The organism is Streptomyces sp. NPDC051636 (assembly GCF_044453765.1).
Classification (GTDB): domain Bacteria; phylum Actinomycetota; class Actinomycetes; order Streptomycetales; family Streptomycetaceae; genus Streptomyces.
Genome location: NZ_JBITDA010000025.1, coordinates 74,783 through 92,434 on the forward strand (window position 1 = coordinate 74,783; position 17,652 = coordinate 92,434).

24 protein-coding genes are annotated in these 17,652 nt (G+C 70.6%); all 24 read left to right on the plus strand.

Annotated elements, in window-relative coordinates:
* The first annotated feature begins 61 nt into the window (after positions 1–61).
* The 24 genes from ACIBBH_RS33015 (at position 62) to ACIBBH_RS33130 (ending at position 17,250) form a co-directional block, all read left to right on the plus strand.
* Positions 62–2,689, plus strand: a complete 2,628-nt coding sequence (locus ACIBBH_RS33015) for a DNA translocase FtsK (RefSeq protein WP_399410988.1) — start codon at positions 62–64, stop codon at positions 2,687–2,689.
* A 194-nt stretch (positions 2,690–2,883) separates the two neighbouring features.
* Positions 2,884–4,239, plus strand: a complete 1,356-nt coding sequence (locus ACIBBH_RS33020) for a hypothetical protein (protein ID WP_399410990.1) — start codon at positions 2,884–2,886, stop codon at positions 4,237–4,239.
* Between the two features lie 187 nt (positions 4,240–4,426).
* Entirely contained in the window at positions 4,427–5,269 is an 843-nt protein-coding gene (locus ACIBBH_RS33025) for a DUF4097 family beta strand repeat-containing protein (protein WP_399410992.1), read from the plus strand.
* 72 nt (positions 5,270–5,341) lie between these two features.
* Positions 5,342–5,692, plus strand: coding sequence for a hypothetical protein (locus ACIBBH_RS33030; RefSeq protein ID WP_399410994.1), 351 nt, complete (start codon positions 5,342–5,344; stop codon positions 5,690–5,692).
* A 175-nt stretch (positions 5,693–5,867) separates the two neighbouring features.
* Positions 5,868–6,461, plus strand: a complete 594-nt coding sequence (locus ACIBBH_RS33035; RefSeq protein WP_399410996.1) for a hypothetical protein — start codon at positions 5,868–5,870, stop codon at positions 6,459–6,461.
* Positions 6,462–6,583: 122 nt separating this feature from the next.
* Positions 6,584–6,826, plus strand: a complete 243-nt coding sequence (locus ACIBBH_RS33040) for a hypothetical protein (RefSeq protein WP_399410997.1) — start codon at positions 6,584–6,586, stop codon at positions 6,824–6,826.
* A gap of 104 nt (positions 6,827–6,930) precedes the next feature.
* Positions 6,931–7,659, plus strand: a complete 729-nt coding sequence (locus ACIBBH_RS33045; RefSeq protein ID WP_399410999.1) for a hypothetical protein — start codon at positions 6,931–6,933, stop codon at positions 7,657–7,659.
* Between the two features lie 28 nt (positions 7,660–7,687).
* Positions 7,688–8,227, plus strand: a complete 540-nt coding sequence (locus ACIBBH_RS33050; RefSeq protein WP_399411001.1) for a hypothetical protein — start codon at positions 7,688–7,690, stop codon at positions 8,225–8,227.
* A 23-nt stretch (positions 8,228–8,250) separates the two neighbouring features.
* Positions 8,251–9,336, plus strand: coding sequence for a DUF6919 domain-containing protein (locus ACIBBH_RS33055; RefSeq protein WP_399411003.1), 1,086 nt, complete (start codon positions 8,251–8,253; stop codon positions 9,334–9,336).
* Between the two features lie 37 nt (positions 9,337–9,373).
* Positions 9,374–9,565, plus strand: a complete 192-nt coding sequence (locus tag ACIBBH_RS33060; RefSeq protein ID WP_399411004.1) for a hypothetical protein — start codon at positions 9,374–9,376, stop codon at positions 9,563–9,565.
* A 75-nt stretch (positions 9,566–9,640) separates the two neighbouring features.
* Complete coding sequence (locus ACIBBH_RS33065) at positions 9,641–10,288, plus strand: hypothetical protein (protein ID WP_399411006.1); 648 nt, start codon at positions 9,641–9,643, stop codon at positions 10,286–10,288.
* Positions 10,285–10,560 carry a hypothetical protein gene (locus tag ACIBBH_RS33070; RefSeq protein ID WP_399411008.1) on the plus strand — a complete coding sequence of 92 codons (276 nt, stop codon included), beginning with the start codon at positions 10,285–10,287 and terminating at the stop codon, positions 10,558–10,560. The genes ACIBBH_RS33065 and ACIBBH_RS33070 overlap by 4 nt, the downstream gene beginning before the upstream one ends.
* 90 nt (positions 10,561–10,650) lie before the next feature.
* Positions 10,651–10,920, plus strand: coding sequence for a hypothetical protein (locus ACIBBH_RS33075; protein WP_399411010.1), 270 nt, complete (start codon positions 10,651–10,653; stop codon positions 10,918–10,920).
* Positions 10,917–11,279 carry a hypothetical protein gene (locus tag ACIBBH_RS33080; RefSeq protein ID WP_399411012.1) on the plus strand — a complete coding sequence of 121 codons (363 nt, stop codon included), beginning with the start codon at positions 10,917–10,919 and terminating at the stop codon, positions 11,277–11,279. The genes ACIBBH_RS33075 and ACIBBH_RS33080 overlap by 4 nt, the downstream gene beginning before the upstream one ends.
* Before the next feature lie 146 nt (positions 11,280–11,425).
* The gene (locus ACIBBH_RS33085; RefSeq protein WP_399411014.1) at positions 11,426–11,641 is read left to right on the plus strand and encodes a hypothetical protein; all 216 of its coding nucleotides are present in this window, start codon (positions 11,426–11,428) and stop codon (positions 11,639–11,641) included.
* A complete protein-coding gene (locus ACIBBH_RS33090; protein WP_399411016.1) occupies positions 11,638–11,943 on the plus strand; it encodes a hypothetical protein in 306 nt (101 codons plus the stop codon). The genes ACIBBH_RS33085 and ACIBBH_RS33090 overlap by 4 nt, the downstream gene beginning before the upstream one ends.
* The gene (locus tag ACIBBH_RS33095; protein WP_399411017.1) at positions 11,940–12,221 is read left to right on the plus strand and encodes a WhiB family transcriptional regulator; all 282 of its coding nucleotides are present in this window, start codon (positions 11,940–11,942) and stop codon (positions 12,219–12,221) included. The genes ACIBBH_RS33090 and ACIBBH_RS33095 overlap by 4 nt, the downstream gene beginning before the upstream one ends.
* Positions 12,218–12,958 carry a hypothetical protein gene (locus tag ACIBBH_RS33100; RefSeq protein WP_399411019.1) on the plus strand — a complete coding sequence of 247 codons (741 nt, stop codon included), beginning with the start codon at positions 12,218–12,220 and terminating at the stop codon, positions 12,956–12,958. Before ACIBBH_RS33095 ends, ACIBBH_RS33100 begins: the two co-directional genes overlap by 4 nt.
* 4 nt (positions 12,959–12,962) lie before the next feature.
* Positions 12,963–13,451, plus strand: a complete 489-nt coding sequence (locus ACIBBH_RS33105; protein WP_399411021.1) for a hypothetical protein — start codon at positions 12,963–12,965, stop codon at positions 13,449–13,451.
* A gap of 317 nt (positions 13,452–13,768) precedes the next feature.
* A complete protein-coding gene (locus tag ACIBBH_RS33110) occupies positions 13,769–14,839 on the plus strand; it encodes a tyrosine-type recombinase/integrase (protein WP_399411023.1) in 1,071 nt (356 codons plus the stop codon).
* Positions 14,836–15,162: a helix-turn-helix domain-containing protein gene (locus ACIBBH_RS33115; RefSeq protein ID WP_399411025.1), complete on the plus strand. Its 327-nt coding sequence runs from the start codon at positions 14,836–14,838 to the stop codon at positions 15,160–15,162. Before ACIBBH_RS33110 ends, ACIBBH_RS33115 begins: the two co-directional genes overlap by 4 nt.
* Entirely contained in the window at positions 15,114–16,076 is a 963-nt protein-coding gene (locus ACIBBH_RS33120) for a DNA polymerase thumb domain-containing protein (protein WP_399411096.1), read from the plus strand. Before ACIBBH_RS33115 ends, ACIBBH_RS33120 begins: the two co-directional genes overlap by 49 nt.
* Positions 16,077–16,201: 125 nt before the next feature.
* A complete protein-coding gene (locus ACIBBH_RS33125) occupies positions 16,202–16,423 on the plus strand; it encodes a hypothetical protein (protein ID WP_355858433.1) in 222 nt (73 codons plus the stop codon).
* Between the two features lie 266 nt (positions 16,424–16,689).
* Positions 16,690–17,250, plus strand: coding sequence for a hypothetical protein (locus tag ACIBBH_RS33130; protein ID WP_399411027.1), 561 nt, complete (start codon positions 16,690–16,692; stop codon positions 17,248–17,250).
* Positions 17,251–17,652: the final 402 nt, after the last annotated feature.

A 17,652-nucleotide genomic window follows, 5' to 3' on the forward strand; every position in this document is an offset into this window, starting at 1 on the left:
CAGAGCGATGACCGGCTTTCCGTCTCGCGCCCCGCCCCCAGACGACGGAGGCACGACCAGCATGACCGAGATCGACACCAACCCGGTAATCGGCGCCGGCCTGGACCGCCGACTGGTGTGGGATGCCGCGGAGGCCGTGGTGTCCACCCAGTTCGCTTCTCGGTCCCTGCTGCAGCGCAAGCTCCGGATCGGCTGGGAGCTGACCGGGCACGTGATGGACGAGCTGGAGCGGCTCGGCGTGGTGGGCCCGGACCAGGGCTCGCGGGCCCGCGACGTGCGCATCCGACTCGTCGAGGACATGGAGCCGGTGTTCAACGCGCTGATGTGCGGCGAAGAGACCTCCTTCACCGATGCCGTCGGTGCCTCGCTGGTCCAGGCCGACGAGACGCTGGTGCTTCCCACGCCGCGCTTCACGCTGACCAAGGCGCCGGCCGCACCTGAGCCGCCGGCGGATGACCCGGACGACGACGGTGAGCCGGAGCCCGAGCACTCCCGCAGTGTCGAGGGCACCGTCTACACCGCCCAGGAGTGGGAGCTGCGCGAGGACCCCGAGGGGGACCGGCCGTGGATCAACCCGCAGCTGCGTACCCGTGAGGGGCGCCGCGGCTACCTGCGGTTCCAGCGCCGTCAGCTGCGTCGCCGGATGCGCAAGGCCGCGTCCCGGCAGCGCACCCCGCATGGTCTGGTGCCGCGGATGTGGCGCGGCCACCAGCGCGTGCGGGCCTGGGTGGTCGGCATCGAGGGCGCCAAGGCCACGGCGGACCTGAACCTGGCCCTGGTGTCGGTGAAGGAGGCCGACCGTGCGGCGAAGCGAGCGCAGAGGGCGATCCGCGACCGGAGCAAGAAGCGCGAGGCTGCGGTCAAGCTGCAGATGGAGTCCGGCAAGCAGCTGGTTGTTGCGAAGGCGGCGCGGGATGCGGCGAAGAGGGCCATGTGTTTCCGCGGGGGTCTCGCGTACGGGTCGGTCGTCGTGGTCGACGGCGTCACGTGGGGATTCACCAACGTGTGGGGCCTGCTGGGCGCGCTGATGCTGAACATGTTCGGCCTGGCCTGGATGGGCCGGGACGTGGAGCTCAGCGAGGAGGAGCTGGCGCGGCTGGAGCAGATCGAGGACGGCATGCCGCAGGAGGTCACGATCGGCATGACCCCGCGGGTGTTCCAGGAGATGATGCGCGAGGCCCTGGTCGAGAAGCTCAAGTGCGAGATCAAGACGCTTCGGGTGGACCCGCTCGAGTACGCGTACATCGTGCACGTGTGGCTGGACGGCATGACGCCGAAGAAGATTGCCGACGGACTGGCCGATCTGGAGGCGAATTTGCCGGGCGTGCGGACGTCGTCGATTCTGCTGCGGCAGTCGTCCCAGTCGCGGAATTACTGTGTGCTCACCATTCCCGGCCCGAATGCGTGGGCTGCTGTGCCGGAACTCCCTTATCGGGAGCCGCAGTCGCTGACCACGGCCGATATTCCGGACGCGCAGGTCGCGGCCGCGATGAGCGGTGACGCGCTGGGCCTGCCGCTGGAGCGTACGAACGTCAATATGGTGGGCAAGTCGCGTTCGGGTAAGTCTACTTGGCTGCGGGCCATCTTGGACGTGCTGACCGCGACGACCGACCAGATTGTCATCGGGATCGACCTGGGCTCGGCCGGCAGCGGGTTCGCGGGCCTGCGCCACGCGATGCACCTGGTGATCACCGACCCGTACCTGGCGGCGGAGGCCCTGGACTGGGGTCTGGCCGTTGGCCAGGGCCGCCCGGACCTGTTCGACGAGCTGGGCATGGGCCAGACCTGGGTGACGTCTCCGGAGCGGCCCGGGGTCAAGTTCGTGGTGGACGAGTTCCCCGCGCTGGTGAACACGTCCCGCAAGTGCGTGATCTACGACGAGAACGGCAAGAAGGTCGGCGACATCAACCTGGACGGCAAGCTCGCGGAGATGATCGACACGTGCGCCAAGTCCGACGTGACGGTGATCGTCGCTGGTCAGGGCATGACGCGGGCGCGGATCGGCGCCAACACGTGGCTGAACGAGCTGCCGGTGCAGATCCTGGCCGCGTGCGATGAGGACGACATCAAGCTGGCTCTGTCGGCCGGTGCGATGGACGAGGGATGGGCCCCGCACCGGCTGATGCCGCAGATGGGCCAGGACGTCAACGACGCCGGCGTCGCCTACGTGCTGGCCGGATCGCGGCACAGCGAGCCGATCCCGTACCGGGCGTGCATCACCTCCACCGAGGAGTACGAGCGGCGCGGCCGGGAGCGCGGCGAGCACCTGGTCGCGATGGACGCGGAGTCGGAGGAGTTCTGCGACATCACCCTGGAAGACCTGATGGAGAAGCAGAAGGCGCTCGAGGAGAGCCGCCGCCGGCGCCGTCCGTCCGGCCTGCCCGCCCTGATCACCACCATCCGGGGCATCTTCCGTGATGCGAACGACCCGGCCGGCCTGTCGCGTGAGGAACTGGCCGAGGCGCTCGGCGAGGTGGACCCCGACACCTGGGCGCTGGACAACTTCGACGGCGACGACGAGGACGAGCAGATCCAGGCCCGGATCGAGGCGGTCCGGGTGGCGGTCGACGCGGTCCTCGAGCCCATCGGCCACTCCTGGCCGATGGAGAAGTACAGCAGCAAGCTGCCCCGCGGCTGGCGCCTGCGGGACCTGAAGGTGATCACCGGAGAGGCCTCGGCGGAGGCCTGATCGGCCACCGGAACCGGGACGGAACTGCAGGTCAGCGAGGGGAACCGGGTCGGAACCGGCCCGGAACCCCCTCGAGACCAGGGGAACTCAGTTCCCGTCAAGATCCCGGTTCCGGCATGGTTCCACCCCGCTGACCTGCGAGTTCCTGACGGTTCCACCCCGGTTCACGTCCGAAAGATCCCTTGGAGTCCGAAATGGGAATCGACCCGAAGCGCTACCCCAACCCGGCCGCCGGCTACCACCGGATCGCCTGCGAGCGGCGCTTCATGTGGATCGAGCAGGATCCGAGGTTCAGCTTGCGCGACAAGTGGATCCAGCATCCCGTCGCGTGCCCCGTCTGCACCGTCGACACCGAGCTGGTGCTCGTGTACGAGCGCGGCGACCACTTCGTCCAGGTGCTGTGCCCGAACGGCCACGAGTGGCCCGAACCCCTCATCGACACCCAGTACTTCGCCGCCTACTCCGAACAGCGCTTCTGCGCCGATCCCGACCCCCGGATGCTGTGGATCATCGACGCGGGCTTCGGGGAGGAACCGCCACCGCCGATCGACGACCACGTCGAGCAGATCGCCAAAGCGGCCAAGGAGATCACCAAGTACGCCGGCCGCAAGGCGAAGACCCGCATCAGGCGCGCCGAAGGCAAACCTGTGCGCAAGGCCAAGAAGAAGGCCCTCAACCTGGCCTTCGCGCCAGTTGCGGCCACACTGCGCGCCGCCTGGATCATCCAGTCCGGCGGGGTGCCGCAGCAGGCCCCCAAGGGAGCGAAGGGCGGGGGCAAGCGGCGCCGCCCCGAGAACGGAATGAAGATCCCGTCGGTAGCCGCCTACCGCAAGGCCCTCGGTGTGCCCGCCGCGCAGAAGGGGCTGGCCTGCCTGGTGTGCGAGGACACCGGCCGGATCACCGCCCCCGGCGTCAGCATCCCCTGCACCGAGTGCAAGGGGGCCGTCGCGCCGCTCGCCCGCGCCGAGGAGAAGGCCCGCCGCGTACGCGAGGGTGTCAACCGTGCCAGCTCCGGCCGCACCCGAAAGGCGGCAGTCTCCCGTACCCGGAGCCGGACGACCACCAGCAAGCAGGGGGTGACCGTCCGCGCGGGCGAGACCGTCACCGGACCGGTCTCCGTCACCGGGCCCACGACGGGCACCGGGCCGAAGTCCACCGCCAGGAAGGCCGCGAAGGCGCGCCCGGCTGCCCAGGCCGGCCAGGCTGCGGCCGAAGCGGCCGCCCGCGCCGCATCCCGGCCCGGCGTGACCGTGGTGACCGGTGTCGTCAACGTCGCAGGCGGCCGCACCACCGGCTCCGTCCAGGAAGTCCACGTCACCGGCAGCCACCAGCAGATCAACGTCCGCGACGACGGCCGCCCGCCCGCCGGCGGCCGCCCCCCAACGGCCGGCGAGGCAGCCGCAGTTCGCGACGCCCTGAAGTCCGCGGAGCAGGCCGTACGCGAGAGCGGCGGCCGATCCTCCACCACCGTCCAGGTCTCCGGCAAGAACAACTCGGTGATCACGACCACGACCGACGGTGACGCCACTCACGTCACCGGTGACGGGTGAGCCGCAGCCCTCTGACCAGCACACTCAGAAAAACCCGCACCCACTTAATGCATAGTCTTGAAATGCATATTTAGATTCTGCATTATGGAGGTGTGCAAGACGCCCGGGGTGGCCGCCAGGTCGCCAACTCAGCCGGCCGCCCCGGGCCTTCCGTCCCGCTAAATCCGACTCCAACAAGGAGCAGCACGTGACCGAGAAGACCTTCACCGCCAGCGCCGCCCTCCCGGCCGTCGCCTACATCACCAGCCACGTCGGCCAGGTCACCGTCACCGTCAACCCGATGCTGAAGACGGCGCAGGTCAAGGTCCACACCGCCGACAGCGAGGGCCCCTTCGCCGACGCGGTGGACAACACCACCATCAGCGAGCGCAACGCGGGCAGCGAGACCCACCTGAACATCAACGTCCCGAAGGTCAACGGCGGCTCCGGCAGCACCAGCGTCGTCCAGATCGGCGGCAGCCGCTTCTCGTTCAACGGCGGCGTCGTCAACGCCGGCTCGATGACCGGCGTCACCATCAGCAACGGCGACATCTGGATGGGAGGCCAGCAGATCGTCTCCGGTGGTCGCGTCGTTGCCCAGCAGGGCGCCGTCGTCTCCGGCAGCGGCTTCGGCACCATCACGGTCGAGGTCCAGCTCCCGGCCGACTCCAGCGTCGACCTGCAGACCACCAGTGCTGACCTGAGCATCACCGGCGACCTGAACCACCTGAGCTTCCACACGGTCTCCGGCGACATCGACGCCCAGGGCGTGCGCACGCTCAGCGGCAACACCACCTCCGGTGACATCGAGGTCGACCGCCTGGCCGTCAGCGCCAGCGTCTCCTCCGTCTCCGGCGACATCGAGGTCGAGTCCTACTCCGGCAACTCGTTCTCCGCGAACACCGTCTCCGGCGACATCGAGCTGGCGGCCACTCCGGCCGCGACCGGCGGCGTCAACGTCTCCACGGTCTCCGGGGACGTCACCACCCGCGGCGCCGGCCACCTGAACGTCCGGCCGAGCACCGTCTCCGGGCGCGTCCGCAACCGCTGAACCCTCGTCCGGGCGGCCGCCGCAGCGGCCGCCCGGACCCCTCCCGACCGAATCGACCCGGAAGGAATGACCGTGGCTAGGAAGCAGCACACCTGCGGCGGACCGAAGTTCGGCCGCCTGACCGCTGGCTGCCCGCGCTGCGACGAACTCCTCGCCGGCGCGGAGCCGGTCCGCTACGGCGCCCGGGGCGACGACCGACCGCAGACGACACCGCACACGCACCAGGTGATCTACGGCCGCCGCGTGGCGGGCTGCCCGCGCTGCGCCGAGTTCGACGCCGGCGCCGAGCCGGTCCGCTGGGCGCCCAGCGGCCGCGAGCAGGACGAGCGGCGTGCCGAGGAGATCCGCGACCACTTCCACAACCCCAACTCGCCCCACCAGCGCGGCGAGTGCGGGCCGGTATGCACGTTCGGGGACTGGTGACCGCCAGTCCGCCACTCCGCAGAAACCGCGACGCGCATACTCTTGTAATGCATAGTCGAAGTCTGCATTATGGGGGTGTGCAAGAAGCCCGGGGCGGCCGCCAGGTCGCCAACTCCAGCCGACCGCCCCGGGTCTTCCAACCCGCTCCACCCAACTCCAGCCGAAGGAGCAGCACGTGACCGAGATGACCGCCTCGACCCGCAAGACCACGACTCGCACCGAGCCCCGCAACGTCATCGTCCGCCGCTTCGTCACCCGTACGCTGCGCCGGATCGCCGACATCAGTGACGTGTTCTTCACCTCGGGCCTGCTGGCCCTTGCGGGCATGTGGTTCGCGCACGCCGGCCCGGCCTGGATCGCCCAGGCCACCGACTGGCAGATGATCGGCTACGGCGTCATCCTCTACGGCGCCAACCGGCTCTTCGACGGCACCGTCGAGAGCATCGCCGATGCCCTCGACCCGGACCGCTTCGACGGCGACATCTTCTTCGAGATGACCGAGAGCCTGCGTCAGCTGCGCGCCGACGTCGAGAACGGCGCCGACACCGACGACGTCCTGGACAGCCTGGTCGCCAGCTGCGTGATCGAGGAACTGAGCGGCACCGTCCGCGGCATCTCCCAGCAGTTCGCCGCCCGCGGCGACGAGGACGAGGTCCAGCGGCTGATGGCGGTGGTCCTGCACCTGCGCAACGCCGACAGCAACCTCGGCTACGGCACACTCAACGCCGAGCTGGACGCCGTCGAGCACAGCACCGCCGAAGCCTCGTAGCTTCGCCCGGGGACGGCGGCCAGGTCGCCAAACTCAGCCCGCCGTCCCCGGCCTCCCGTCCCGCTCCACCCGGAGCAGGGGGCCGGAACCATTGTCTCCTACATCCCGAGTGGAGTTCATCAGTGACCCCCCGACACAGCCGACCCGAGGACGCCGAGAAGAACCTCCAGGAAGCCGTGAGAGCGGCCAAGGAGGAACGCGACACGAAGATCGCTGAGGCCGAGACGGTGTTCTGGACCAAGATCGCCGAACTGAAGGGCTCCTACCGCGGCGCCCAGACCGACATCGCGGCCATCCTCGGCGTCACCCGCGACGCGATCCTCAAGGCCATCAAGAAGCACACCGGCGACAAACCCACCAGCTGACTCGCCACCCCGGGCGCGGCCGCCAGGTCGCCAAACTCAGCCGACCGCCCCGGGCCTTCACCTCCCTCCCAAACCGTTCCCCCGCAGCAGAGGTTGGCCCTTCCATGCCCGCAGCTTCGACCGCCACGCCCACGGCGCCCCGGACCTTCTGGTCCGAAGCGGCCCTAGCGGCCGCCGTCGACGCGGTGTTCGCCGAGGCCCTCGCCGAAGAGCTGGCCGCCGCCTTCCGCGATGACGCGCCCGCCGACACCACGCCCGCCGACGACGCCCCCGCGATCGTCCTGCCGGACACCGACACCCTCATCCGCCAGGCCGGCATCGCCACCGGCCCCTGCCCCCCGGACCCGCGCCTCCTCTCCCGCTCGGGCCAGATCACCCGCACCGCCGGCCGCCTCGCCGCACGCGCGGCCTGGGTGCTGCTGAAGTACTCCACCCTCTTCGCCGCCGGCGTCCTGGTCGCCTCAGTGCGCGTGCTGTGGCACCTCCTCACCCCCTCTAAGGCGCCGCAGCTCGAGGCCGTACCGCCCGAGAGGCTGCGCGCCCTGAAGGCCGCCGACTTCCTGGAAGCGACCTCCGAAACCATCAAGGCCCGCGGCTGGATCCAGGGCGAGTACTCCTCCCCGGACGGTGTCTGCATCCTCGGCGCCGAACGAGAGCTTGTCTGGTCCGACGCCGCCAGCCGCAAGACGTCCTCCGACGCCAACGTCTACCTCCGCTCGGTGATCGGCCGCCGCAGCATCCCGCGCTGGAACGACAACCTGCACCGCACCGAGGAGCAGGTACACCGCGCCCTCCTTGCCGCCGCCGAGCGAGCCCGCGCCGCCGCCCAGTAGCCCTTCCCACGACGAAGGAACACCCCTCATGGTCGCCATCACGGAAGAACGCGTCGGGTTCCGCAACCGGGGCCTGGCACGGCACGCCCGGCAGATCGCCGACGCCGCCGCGGACCTGGTCCGCTACCAGTTCGGCTCCCTGCCCCACATCCACCTGCTGCTGACCGCCGACACGAACACCCTCGCGCACGTCGCCGCCCGCTCCGAACTCGCCCTCGTCGACGGCGTCACCAAGAGCGCGGAGAACAAGGAACTGCGCCTGGCCCGCCGCAACGCACGCGGCAAGGCGGGCATCACCGTGCTCGCCGAGGTGGGCGTCCTCGTCGTCGCCAACCTGGCCAACGTGCCCGACAAGGCCGCCGTGAACCAGCTGCTCGTGCACGAGTTCACCCACGGCCACCAGCTCGGCGACCCCGCCTCCCGCCAGCAGCAACTCGATTTCTGCGCCCACGCCTACGGCGTCAAGCGGCTCCCGCGCCGCACCGTCCGGCAGATCGAGATCCTCATCGACCAGCGCGAGGACCAGGCCTACGCCGCCGAGCGCCTCGCCAGCCAGCTGCCCGCCTGACCAGGCCGAAAAGGACCACGCTCATGCGACTGCGACTTCCCGGGATGAGCCGCACCGACCGCGCCCGCTGGCGTGCAGCCCGCTCGATCGCCGACCTCGCCGAACTGACCGCCCTGTGGCTGGAGGGCCGCATCGCCTCCCACCCCGGCGTCATGCCGAACTGCGGGCCCGACGAGGAGACCACCAACCTGGTGCCGGTTCTCGCCCTCGCCAATCGCGCCGGCTATCTGACCGACAGCTCCCAGCCCGGCATCGCCGAGACCGGATTCGACGGCCGCTGGTGGGCGCAGCGCGCCGCGGTGACCGGCTGGGTCCGCCGCGACCGCGCCGGCATCGACCTCGTCAACCAGATCCTCGCCCCCGCCGAGGCGGCTGGGCTGATCGTGTGCGCCGACAGCCACCGCGACGGGGTGACCGTCACCTCCGTCGACGGCCACGACTACACCACCTTCGGAGCGCGGCTCAGCAAGCGCGACCTGCGCACTATTTGGCCCGCTCGTCTCATCCACCGCGACCTCTTCCGCCAGCTGCAGGGCGCCATCCAGCTCACAGTCGTCGACCCCGAGTACGGCCGCGGTGATCTGCTGTGGGACGTCCTGGCCAAGGCCCTCTACACGCCGCAGGCCCGGCCCGCCGAGCCGACGATCACCGAACCCAGCCTGTACGTGCTGGTCGGCCCGGCCGGATGCGGCAAGTCCACCCTCGCCGCCCGGCACTTCCCAGCCGGCTCCGTCCTCGAGCTCGACGCCTTCCGCGCCCTGGCCGCCGGCACCCGCGCGGACCAGACCGCCACCCCGGCCGCTGTCACCGCCTTCGACGCGATCCTCACCGCCCGCCTCGAGCGCGGCCTGCTCACGGTCCTCGACGCCACCCACGCCGAGGCCCGCCACCGCCGCAAGTACACCGACCTCGCCCACCAGCACGGCCTGCGAGCCATCGCCGTTCTACCGGACACCCCGACCTCCGAGTGCCGGCGCCGCAACGCGATGCGCCCGGACGAGACGCGAGTTCCCCCGCGCATCCTGCGCGACCAGGCCCGCCAGGCGGACCGCTTCAACGCCAAGGCCGACGGCTTCGACGACGTGCTCACCCCGGCCGACCTCAGCTGACACCCCCCGACCCCTCCCCGCAGGAAGGAACCTGCCCGTGCAGACCACCCCCGCCCCGCAGCCCCAGACCGACGCCGAAGCCCGTCTGCTCGTCGACATGATCATCGGCCGCGACCTCGACGCGCCCTCCGCTTTCAACGGCGACTGGCACCAGGCCCTGAAGAACACCGCCGCCCGCTGGTCCGCCGGCAGCCCCGCCGACACCAGCCCGGCCCCGGCCAGCTCCTGACGAGCACACCCCCTCGACTCCGGACGGCCCACCCGGGCCGCCCGGCCCCACCAGAAAACACAGGAGACCCATCCCGTGACGATCAACACGACAGCCCCCAACCCCACCACCCAGGCCCCCGCCGACTGGCTGGACGCCATCCGTGACCGCCTCCAGGCCGCCACCCCCGGCCCCTGGACGGTCCAGAACGCGACCTTCAACGGCCACGTCCTGACCCGCTGCGTCGGCACCAACGACCTGGTCAGCGACGACGACTGCATCGCCGAACTCGACGTGCGCGAAGGCGGACGGGACGCCGCCAACGCCGACTTCATCGCCCACGCCCCCACCGACATGGCGCAGCTGCTCGCGCACATCGACCAGCTCAACCAGCGCCTGGCCGCCGCCGAGGCCGCCTTCCCCGGCATCACCCACCTGACGCCCGGCGCCCCGGCCGAGCTGACGATCTACCGCATCCAGCACGACACCATCCCCTGCGGCCTGTTCACCAACCGCGCCGCCGCTCGCGCCTGCGGCTCCGACCTCAGCGGCCGCGACGACGACCGCATCGACGTCACACACCAGTGGATCCCCGAGCAGAGCGAACTCGCCGAGGACCCCCCCGCCGAGGACCTGTCGCTCTTCGGGCCCGGCGAGGACGACGAGACCATCACCGGCTACTCGATCGTCCCGCTCACCCTGCACGCCGCGTACGACCCGGAGACGTGGGAGGACGGGGAATGACCGGCCGCGCGGAGATGTGGGAAGTCGACGTTCCCATCCAGCACCCCGACGGCCGCCGCACCGGGATCCACGTGTTCACCGGCCTGGCCAGCGACAAGAACACCGCCGTCGCCTCCGCCCGGCGCGTCGTCGACGAGGCCCGCGAGCACCTGCAGAACGGCCGCGAGATCCCGGTTCCCGACCGGCCCCGGATCGACTGGGCCGCCCGCGGCCTGCGCCCCGGCTGGCAGCTGCGCTGGGAGGACGCCAAGGCCCACCAGATCACCCTCTGAATTCGCCCCGGGACGGCCGTCAAGGCCTGGAAAACCGCCGGCCGTCCCGGGCCCCCTTCACCCGCGTAGCGAGAAAGAGAGACCACCATCATGCACGCTCGGACCGGCAGCAAGCGCACCCCGGCCAGAAGGACCGCCGCCGAGATCATGCGCGGGATCGCCGCGCGCACCCCCCGGCTGCACCGCACCCCGGAGTCCGTCTGCACCCGTCAGCAGTGCGACGTCGCCTGGCGTGGCGAGGAAAACGACTGCTGGAACTGCGGCCTGCCCGCCACCGACACCTACCGGCGCCGCGGCTCCGCCCTGCAAAAGCTCCTCGCCCAGGTCGACATCACGGACCGGAAGGCGGTCGCGGCATGAGCACCCTGGCCTTCCTCCACCAGCTTGTCGGCGCCCAGGTTCTGGGCGACCACCTCACCGCCTGGGTCAACCACCTCGTCGAGCACGAGGGCTTCGCCCGCGCTGACGCCTACCGCTGCATCACCGACTGGGCCGACGAGGGCGACCCCAGCATCCTCGCCTCCACCGGCCAGACGTGGGTGCGCTGCGACGACGTCGCCCCCGCCGACGCCCCCGTCCGCACCCTGCACGTCGTGGAACGCACCGACGACGGCGTGTTCCTCATCTACTACCCCGGCGACATCGACTCGGACTTCGACGTCGACGACCTCGGTGACCAAAGCCTCCTGCCCGGTCAGGACCGGGACCTGAACCGCTAACAGCTCGCCCCCGACCTGGCGCCCTCGAGCGACCTGCCGCGCGGCGCCGAGTTCCCCGTGGAACTGCTGCACCTGTACCGGCTTCAGGCCTGGTTACCGCCGGAGTTCTTCCTCCCCGGCTGCACGCCGAAGGAGGCGAACCAGCCGTGACCACCGCGATCCGCACGAGCCACGCCGCGGGCTGCCGTGAGTGCGCCGGCCGCGACGCCGAAATCCTCGAGGTCGTCTCCGGCACCCGCCTCAACAACGACAAGATCGCCGCTGAGCGGGCCCGCGAACTCGGCAACGGCGCCCACACCCACGCCGCCCTCAACACCGACATGTACGTCGTCCGCGCCTTCACCCCGGAGAACGCGTCATGACCATGGCCACCCGACTCGCCAGCCCCCGCACCTACATCCCCCTGCGGGCCGCCCACACCGTCGACGGCGACCTCGACCTGATCGCCGTCGAGCGGGCCGTCAACGGCGAACTGCCCGAGGGCATCACCGACGCCGAACTCGCCTACGCCGACCAGATCCTGTGGTCCCGCGACATCTCGCGCGCTGAGGCCGCACGGCGCCTGGGCCTGCCCTACGACCTGCTGCGCGACCTGCGCAACGACGGCTGGAACCCCGAGGTCATCACCGAGTGGCGCACCAAGACGCAGGGAGCGGCCGCATGACCGGCCGTCTCGCTCCGTTCCCCCGCTTCACCGGCACCGAGCCGTGCCAGGACCCCGACTACGACCCGGACCTGTGGAGCAGCAGCGACCCCGTCGACCGGGCCACCGCCCAGCTGGCCTGCCTCAGTGGCTGCCCCGTGCGTGAGAAGTGCCTGGCCTGGGCGATTGACCACCCCACCGAGGCCGGCGACGACATCTGGGCGGGCACCACGAAGGCCCGACGCAACACGCTGCGCCGTGAGTTCTCCGCCATCGCGACCAGGAGGAAGTCGGCATGAGTTCTCGCGACACCGCCCTGCTCATGCTCAAGAGCCGCCGCGATCCCGGCGAGATCAAGCGCGCGACCGGCATGAGCACCGGCCAGATCGCCGCCCTCGCCGAAGTCCAGGGCCTCTCCCAGACCGCGGCACGCTCCGGGGGCGTCCTCACGGGCATCGACCCGACGCTCATCCGGGGCCTGGCCGCGCTGATGTGGGTCGAGCAGAACGCCGGCCATCAGCGCGTGCGGCGGCAGGCCTCCCGGGTGCGGGAACTGCTCAGCGAGCTCGCCGGCTACCAGAGCCGCATGATCGCCGAGAACGGCATCCGCGGCGAGCTCGCCGAGATCGGCCGCAAGCTGAACAGGGCGCAGTCCAAGCTCAGCCGCCTCGGCGCCAACAGTGCCGCGCTCATCCGGGACTGGGCCGAAGAGCAGGGCATGATGGTCAGCCCGAGCGGGGTGCTGTCCGCCAGCGTCATCGAAGCCTTCGAGCAGCACCACCAGAACAGCAACCAGCTCGACCAGCGGCGTGCCATCACCGTGGCCCGCCTCCAGCGCGAGATCGCAAGCCTCAAGCGCAGCCGGACCGCCGCCCGCCGGCGGCTGGACAGCCTGACCAACCCGCCCGCCGCCGAGGTACGGGCCTGGGCCCGGCAGCAGGGCCTGGACGTGCCCGTCGGCGGCCAGCTGCCCGCCTACCTGACCGAGGCCTACAAGGACCACCAGGCCAAAGCCATGTCCGAGCAGGCGGGATAAAGCGATGGCCGTCTTACCCCTGGGCTACCGCTGCACCGAGCTGATCGTCGGTACGGGACGCGTCACGCTCTCCCGTACCGGCGGCGGCGCCGACTACGGCGCGTACGCCCTCCTCTACACCACCCGCCCAGTCGACGGGGGAGTGGAGGCGATCGTCGCCGCCACCCGCCCCGAGGACACCGACCCGGCCTTCAACCTCGCCGAGCCGCACCGGTACGGGCCGCAAGCCAGCGAGACCCGGCCGCTGATGGCCTGGGCGGCCGCCTTGAACGAGGCCAAGGCCAACGACCGCGGCAACGGCTACGTCGAGCGGCTGGCCACGGCGCTGCTCACCACCGCGTGGAGCATCCGCATGGTCCCCCCGCCCGGCGCGGTCGATCTGCCGCTGGCCGCCTGGGAGATCGAGACCCAGTACCTCGTCCCGCTCCGGCACGCCGGACACACCGCCGTCCGCATCGGCCGCCTGATCGCCGTCACAGCCAAAGAGACATAGACGGCCCCCGAGCACCGGCCCCCGCCCGGATGCCGTTAGTCCCGGGCCGGGGCCGGCCCAAGCCCACCCCTACAACACGGCCAGGAGAATCCCTTTGAGTACCACCCGCATTGAGTGGGCCACCCACGTGTGGAACCCTGACGAAGGTCCCGTGAGTTCGTCGGCCATCCGCAGTATCCACTCTCCGGCGTTGGGCCTGTGGCCTTGCCGTACTCGTTCGGGTGAAGCGCAGACGAAGGAACGAAGCAGCTTCAGGATTCCTGATTGCCTCCCGGTGAATCCCGAGGGATCGGGTCATCGAGTGAGCTGGGGGCAGCATGGGCCTGGCAGCAGTACGGAATCTTCGGCCAGAACTCAGGCTGACGACTCCCGAGGACGTCGAGGCATTCGAACAGGATCTGCTTGCCGAGTTCGTGCTGGCGAGATCGTCCGCCGGCACGGAGGACAAGACGATCCGCACGGACCTGTCGGCGATCTGCGAGTTGCGGGACTGGTTCGGCAAGCCGCTCTGGGAGATGGCGCCGCAGGACATGGACCGGTTCTTCGGCGGCAAGCATCGATCGGCGATGCAGACGACGAAGGCCCGGAAGGCCCAAGCGATCGGGATCTTCTTCGAGTTCCTGGAGATGCGGCACCAGGCCGATATCCACGCGGCCACCGGCGTGGTGGTCGAGACACCGCTGGACGAGCTGAACCGGCCACGGGGCAACGTGCACGCACGGCTTCGGATCCCGCCGAGCGCGCCGGAGATCGAGCAGCTCTTCAGCGGCTGGCGGGACGATCTCGGATCGGTCCGCAAGTACGCACCGAGCGTCCGCAGTTACACCGCGATGCGGCTGGCCAGCTTGCTGGGCCCGCGGGTGTCGGAGCTGTGCCTGCTCAACGTCGACGACATCCACTGGCACATGGGCCGCTTCGGCAAGGTCCTGCTGCGGGGCAAGGGATCACGCGGGCGGAAGAAGGAACGGCTCGTCCCGCTGATCAACGGATCCCGGGAGCTGCTGGAGTGGTGGGTCCACGGGCCGCGCTGGGAGTTCGACGACCAGGTCAACGCGCCGGGCGCCCCGCTGTTTCCCTCCGAACGGCGCCACCCTGACGGCTCCTGCAAGCGCGTGGGGGACGACACGCTGCGGACCGCGTTGGCGGGCATGGTCACCGAGCATCTGCCCAAGTTCTCCGGCCGCCTGTCTCCGCACCTGCTGCGGCACTTCGCGGCGTCCGATCTCTACCTGTCCGGCATGGACATCGTCGCCCTGCAAGAACTCCTCGGTCACGAATGGCTGCACACCACGATGATCTACGTTCACGTCACCCGCACCCACGTCGAAGACGCCTGGGTCCAGGCCGGCCAGCGGGCCAGCATCCGCCTCGGAGGTGGTCTTCGGTGAAGTGGAACCTGCGCCTGGTCGCCGCACAGCGCGACATCTGGAAGGCCAGTGAGCTGCAGCGCATGCTCGCGGACGCCGGCCTGACCATCAGCGCCGGGAAGATGTCGGGCCTGTGGTCGGGGCAGCCGGTCACCATCCGGCTGGACGACCTCGACGTGATCTGCGACGTCCTGAACTGCACCCCGGCCGACCTGCTGATCCCCGAGCCGGACAAGGCCGCAGCCCGCAGGCCGGAGGCCGATGCTGCTGACGCCTCGACCGCGCCATCCTGCGCATCCACTTCCACCACGGCGGCAACGAGGACCTCTACCACCAGCTCCTGATCGTCCTCGACGGGATCTCCCCGCGCTGGCAGGCCCAACCCCCCGCCGCCGCCGACCACGACATCACTGGCGCCTTGAAGTACTTCGACCGCAGCCCCCGTGACCTGGCCCAGCTCATCGCGCTGCGCGCCGCCGCGCTGTACGGCACCCAGACCACCATCGGCGGCGCCAACTCGATCCTGATCGCCGCCATGGCCGCCGACGCCACCCCGCCCGGCCGCATCACCATCGTCGACCCCACCCCGGACGCCATCGCCGCGTTCCTCAACCCCCGCCCCGTCCACGCCCTGCCCGGCATCGGCCCCGCCACCGCCACCCTCCTGACCCGGCACGGCCTGCACACCATCGGCGCCCTCGCCGACACCCCGCTGCTCACCCTGCAGCGCCTCCTCGGCAAGACCACCGGCCGAGAGATCGCCGACCGAGCCCGCGGCCACGACCCCCGCCCCGTCACCCCCGGCTCCGCCCCCGCCTCCCGCACCGCCCGCCACGACTTCCCGTACGACGAACTCGACCCGCTACAGCACCGCCGCGCCCTCCTCGGCCTCGCCGAACAACTCGGCGCCGACCTCCGCCACACCCACGACGCCGCCGGCACCCTCACCCTCGACGTCCGCTACGCCGACCGCTCCCACACCACCCGCACCCGCACCCTCCCCGAAGCCACCAACCACTCCGCCGCCCTCACCCACACCGCCCACCACATCTACGACAGCCTCGGCCTCCAACGAGCCCGCGTCCGCACCATCAGCCTGCGCGCCTCAGCCCTACGCCCCGCAGCCACCACCCACCACCAACTCCTCCTCGACCCGAGCGACGACAAAGCACGCCAACTCGAGAAAGCCGCCGACGCCGCCCGCGCCCGCTTCGGACCCGACGCCGTCTTCCCGGCCTCCCTGGCCCCGGCACCATGACCCCGTGCCACCGGCTCGGAGTGAGGCCACCGGCGAGGGTTATCCACAGGCCCGCACGCGGTCAGCTGCCGCACCGTACGGTGCTGCCCCTGGTGATCACGACACGGAGGTGCGCAGTGACGTACATGGTCGACCTGGCGCCACGAGCGGAGGAGTCCCTGGCCGAACTCCCAGCGGAGGGGCGCCAAGAGGTCATGGAGACGATCGCCGCCGCGCTGGTACAGCCGGAATCGTGGCCACCCCCCGGCGGAGGTGACGGGGCGCTATGGTTCGGGCCGCGCTCGTGGGTGGCGTTCACCGCATACCTCGACGGCATCGAGGTCTACGACCTGGGCTGGGTCGGATAGCCAACGCCTGGCCAGCTGCCACAAGGCGCGGCTGTCGTTGGATCCACGCCGGAACATCCCTGCGGTAGCGGCACACCACCAGCTCCTCGGCGACCTGAGCGACGACAAAGCGCGCCCCATCGAGAAGACCGCCGACGCCGCCCGGGCCCGCCTCGGACCCGACGCTGTCCTCCCGGCCTCCCGGACCCCTCACTTTGAACCGCCCGCGCCCCACGAACTCCACTGCGTGGCCTCCTGGGCAAGCCCCGCGCCCCTACGATGCGGTGGTGCGGAACACCAAAGCGTTCAAAGAAGCCGTCGCTGAGACCCTCGCCGAACTGGCCCGCCGGGGCGTGACCATCGCACCCGCGACGGTGGAGGACACCATCGAGCGCAACGTCCAGGCGGTGGCCAACCAGCTCCGCATCCAGGTGCGATCAGCCTGGCGGTACTTCGACGCCTCCGCCCTCGCCGACAGCATCGCCCAGAGCCTGCAGGAATTCGAGGGCAGCACCCCCGACGACGGGGTCGGGCAAGCGCCCATGCCGCCGCGGGACAACCCCGAGCTGGCGCTCATCCTCGCCGGCGTGCCGGACGCCCTGGCCCGAACCGGCGGAGACCTGTACGCCGTCATCCTCAACGTCGCCGTCAACGCATGGATGGCCGGCCACATCCACGGAGAAGACGGCTGCGAGGGATGCGACGGCAGCCGCGGTCCCACCGGCCACGACTGGCAGGCCCGCATGCGCACCCTCACCGAGATGCAGCCGGACATCACCAAGTGGTTCGACCGCGAAGTGTGGACCAGCGCCCTGAACAGCACCGGCTTCAACGTCACCCGCACCTGACCAACCCGGGCTGTCCCCCGGCCGAGACCGGGGGTCCGGCTTGCCCACCCGAACCAACAGGGGCTTGCCCAAGCTCAGGCGGGGCTTGCCCACCGATCTCCCGCCACCCAACCGACGGCCCTGGTGGCGAAACCCTCCGGATCGCCCGACGTAGATTCGGATACATGAACGACTCCGTCAGACGCATCGATCCCTCGACTGACCCCGCCTCGGCAGCGGTCATGCTCGGCTGCAACCCGAATCAGATCGGCCCATGCGCACGGTGCCAGGGACTCACAATTCGGTACGGCAGCAACGCCCAGTTGATCTGCCCGGCCTGCCGCGCCAAGGACCAGGCGCCCACCTAGGCCCGCGTCGCCGCCATACCGAGACGCTGCCGACAAGCCCTCGACGGCCGGCGTG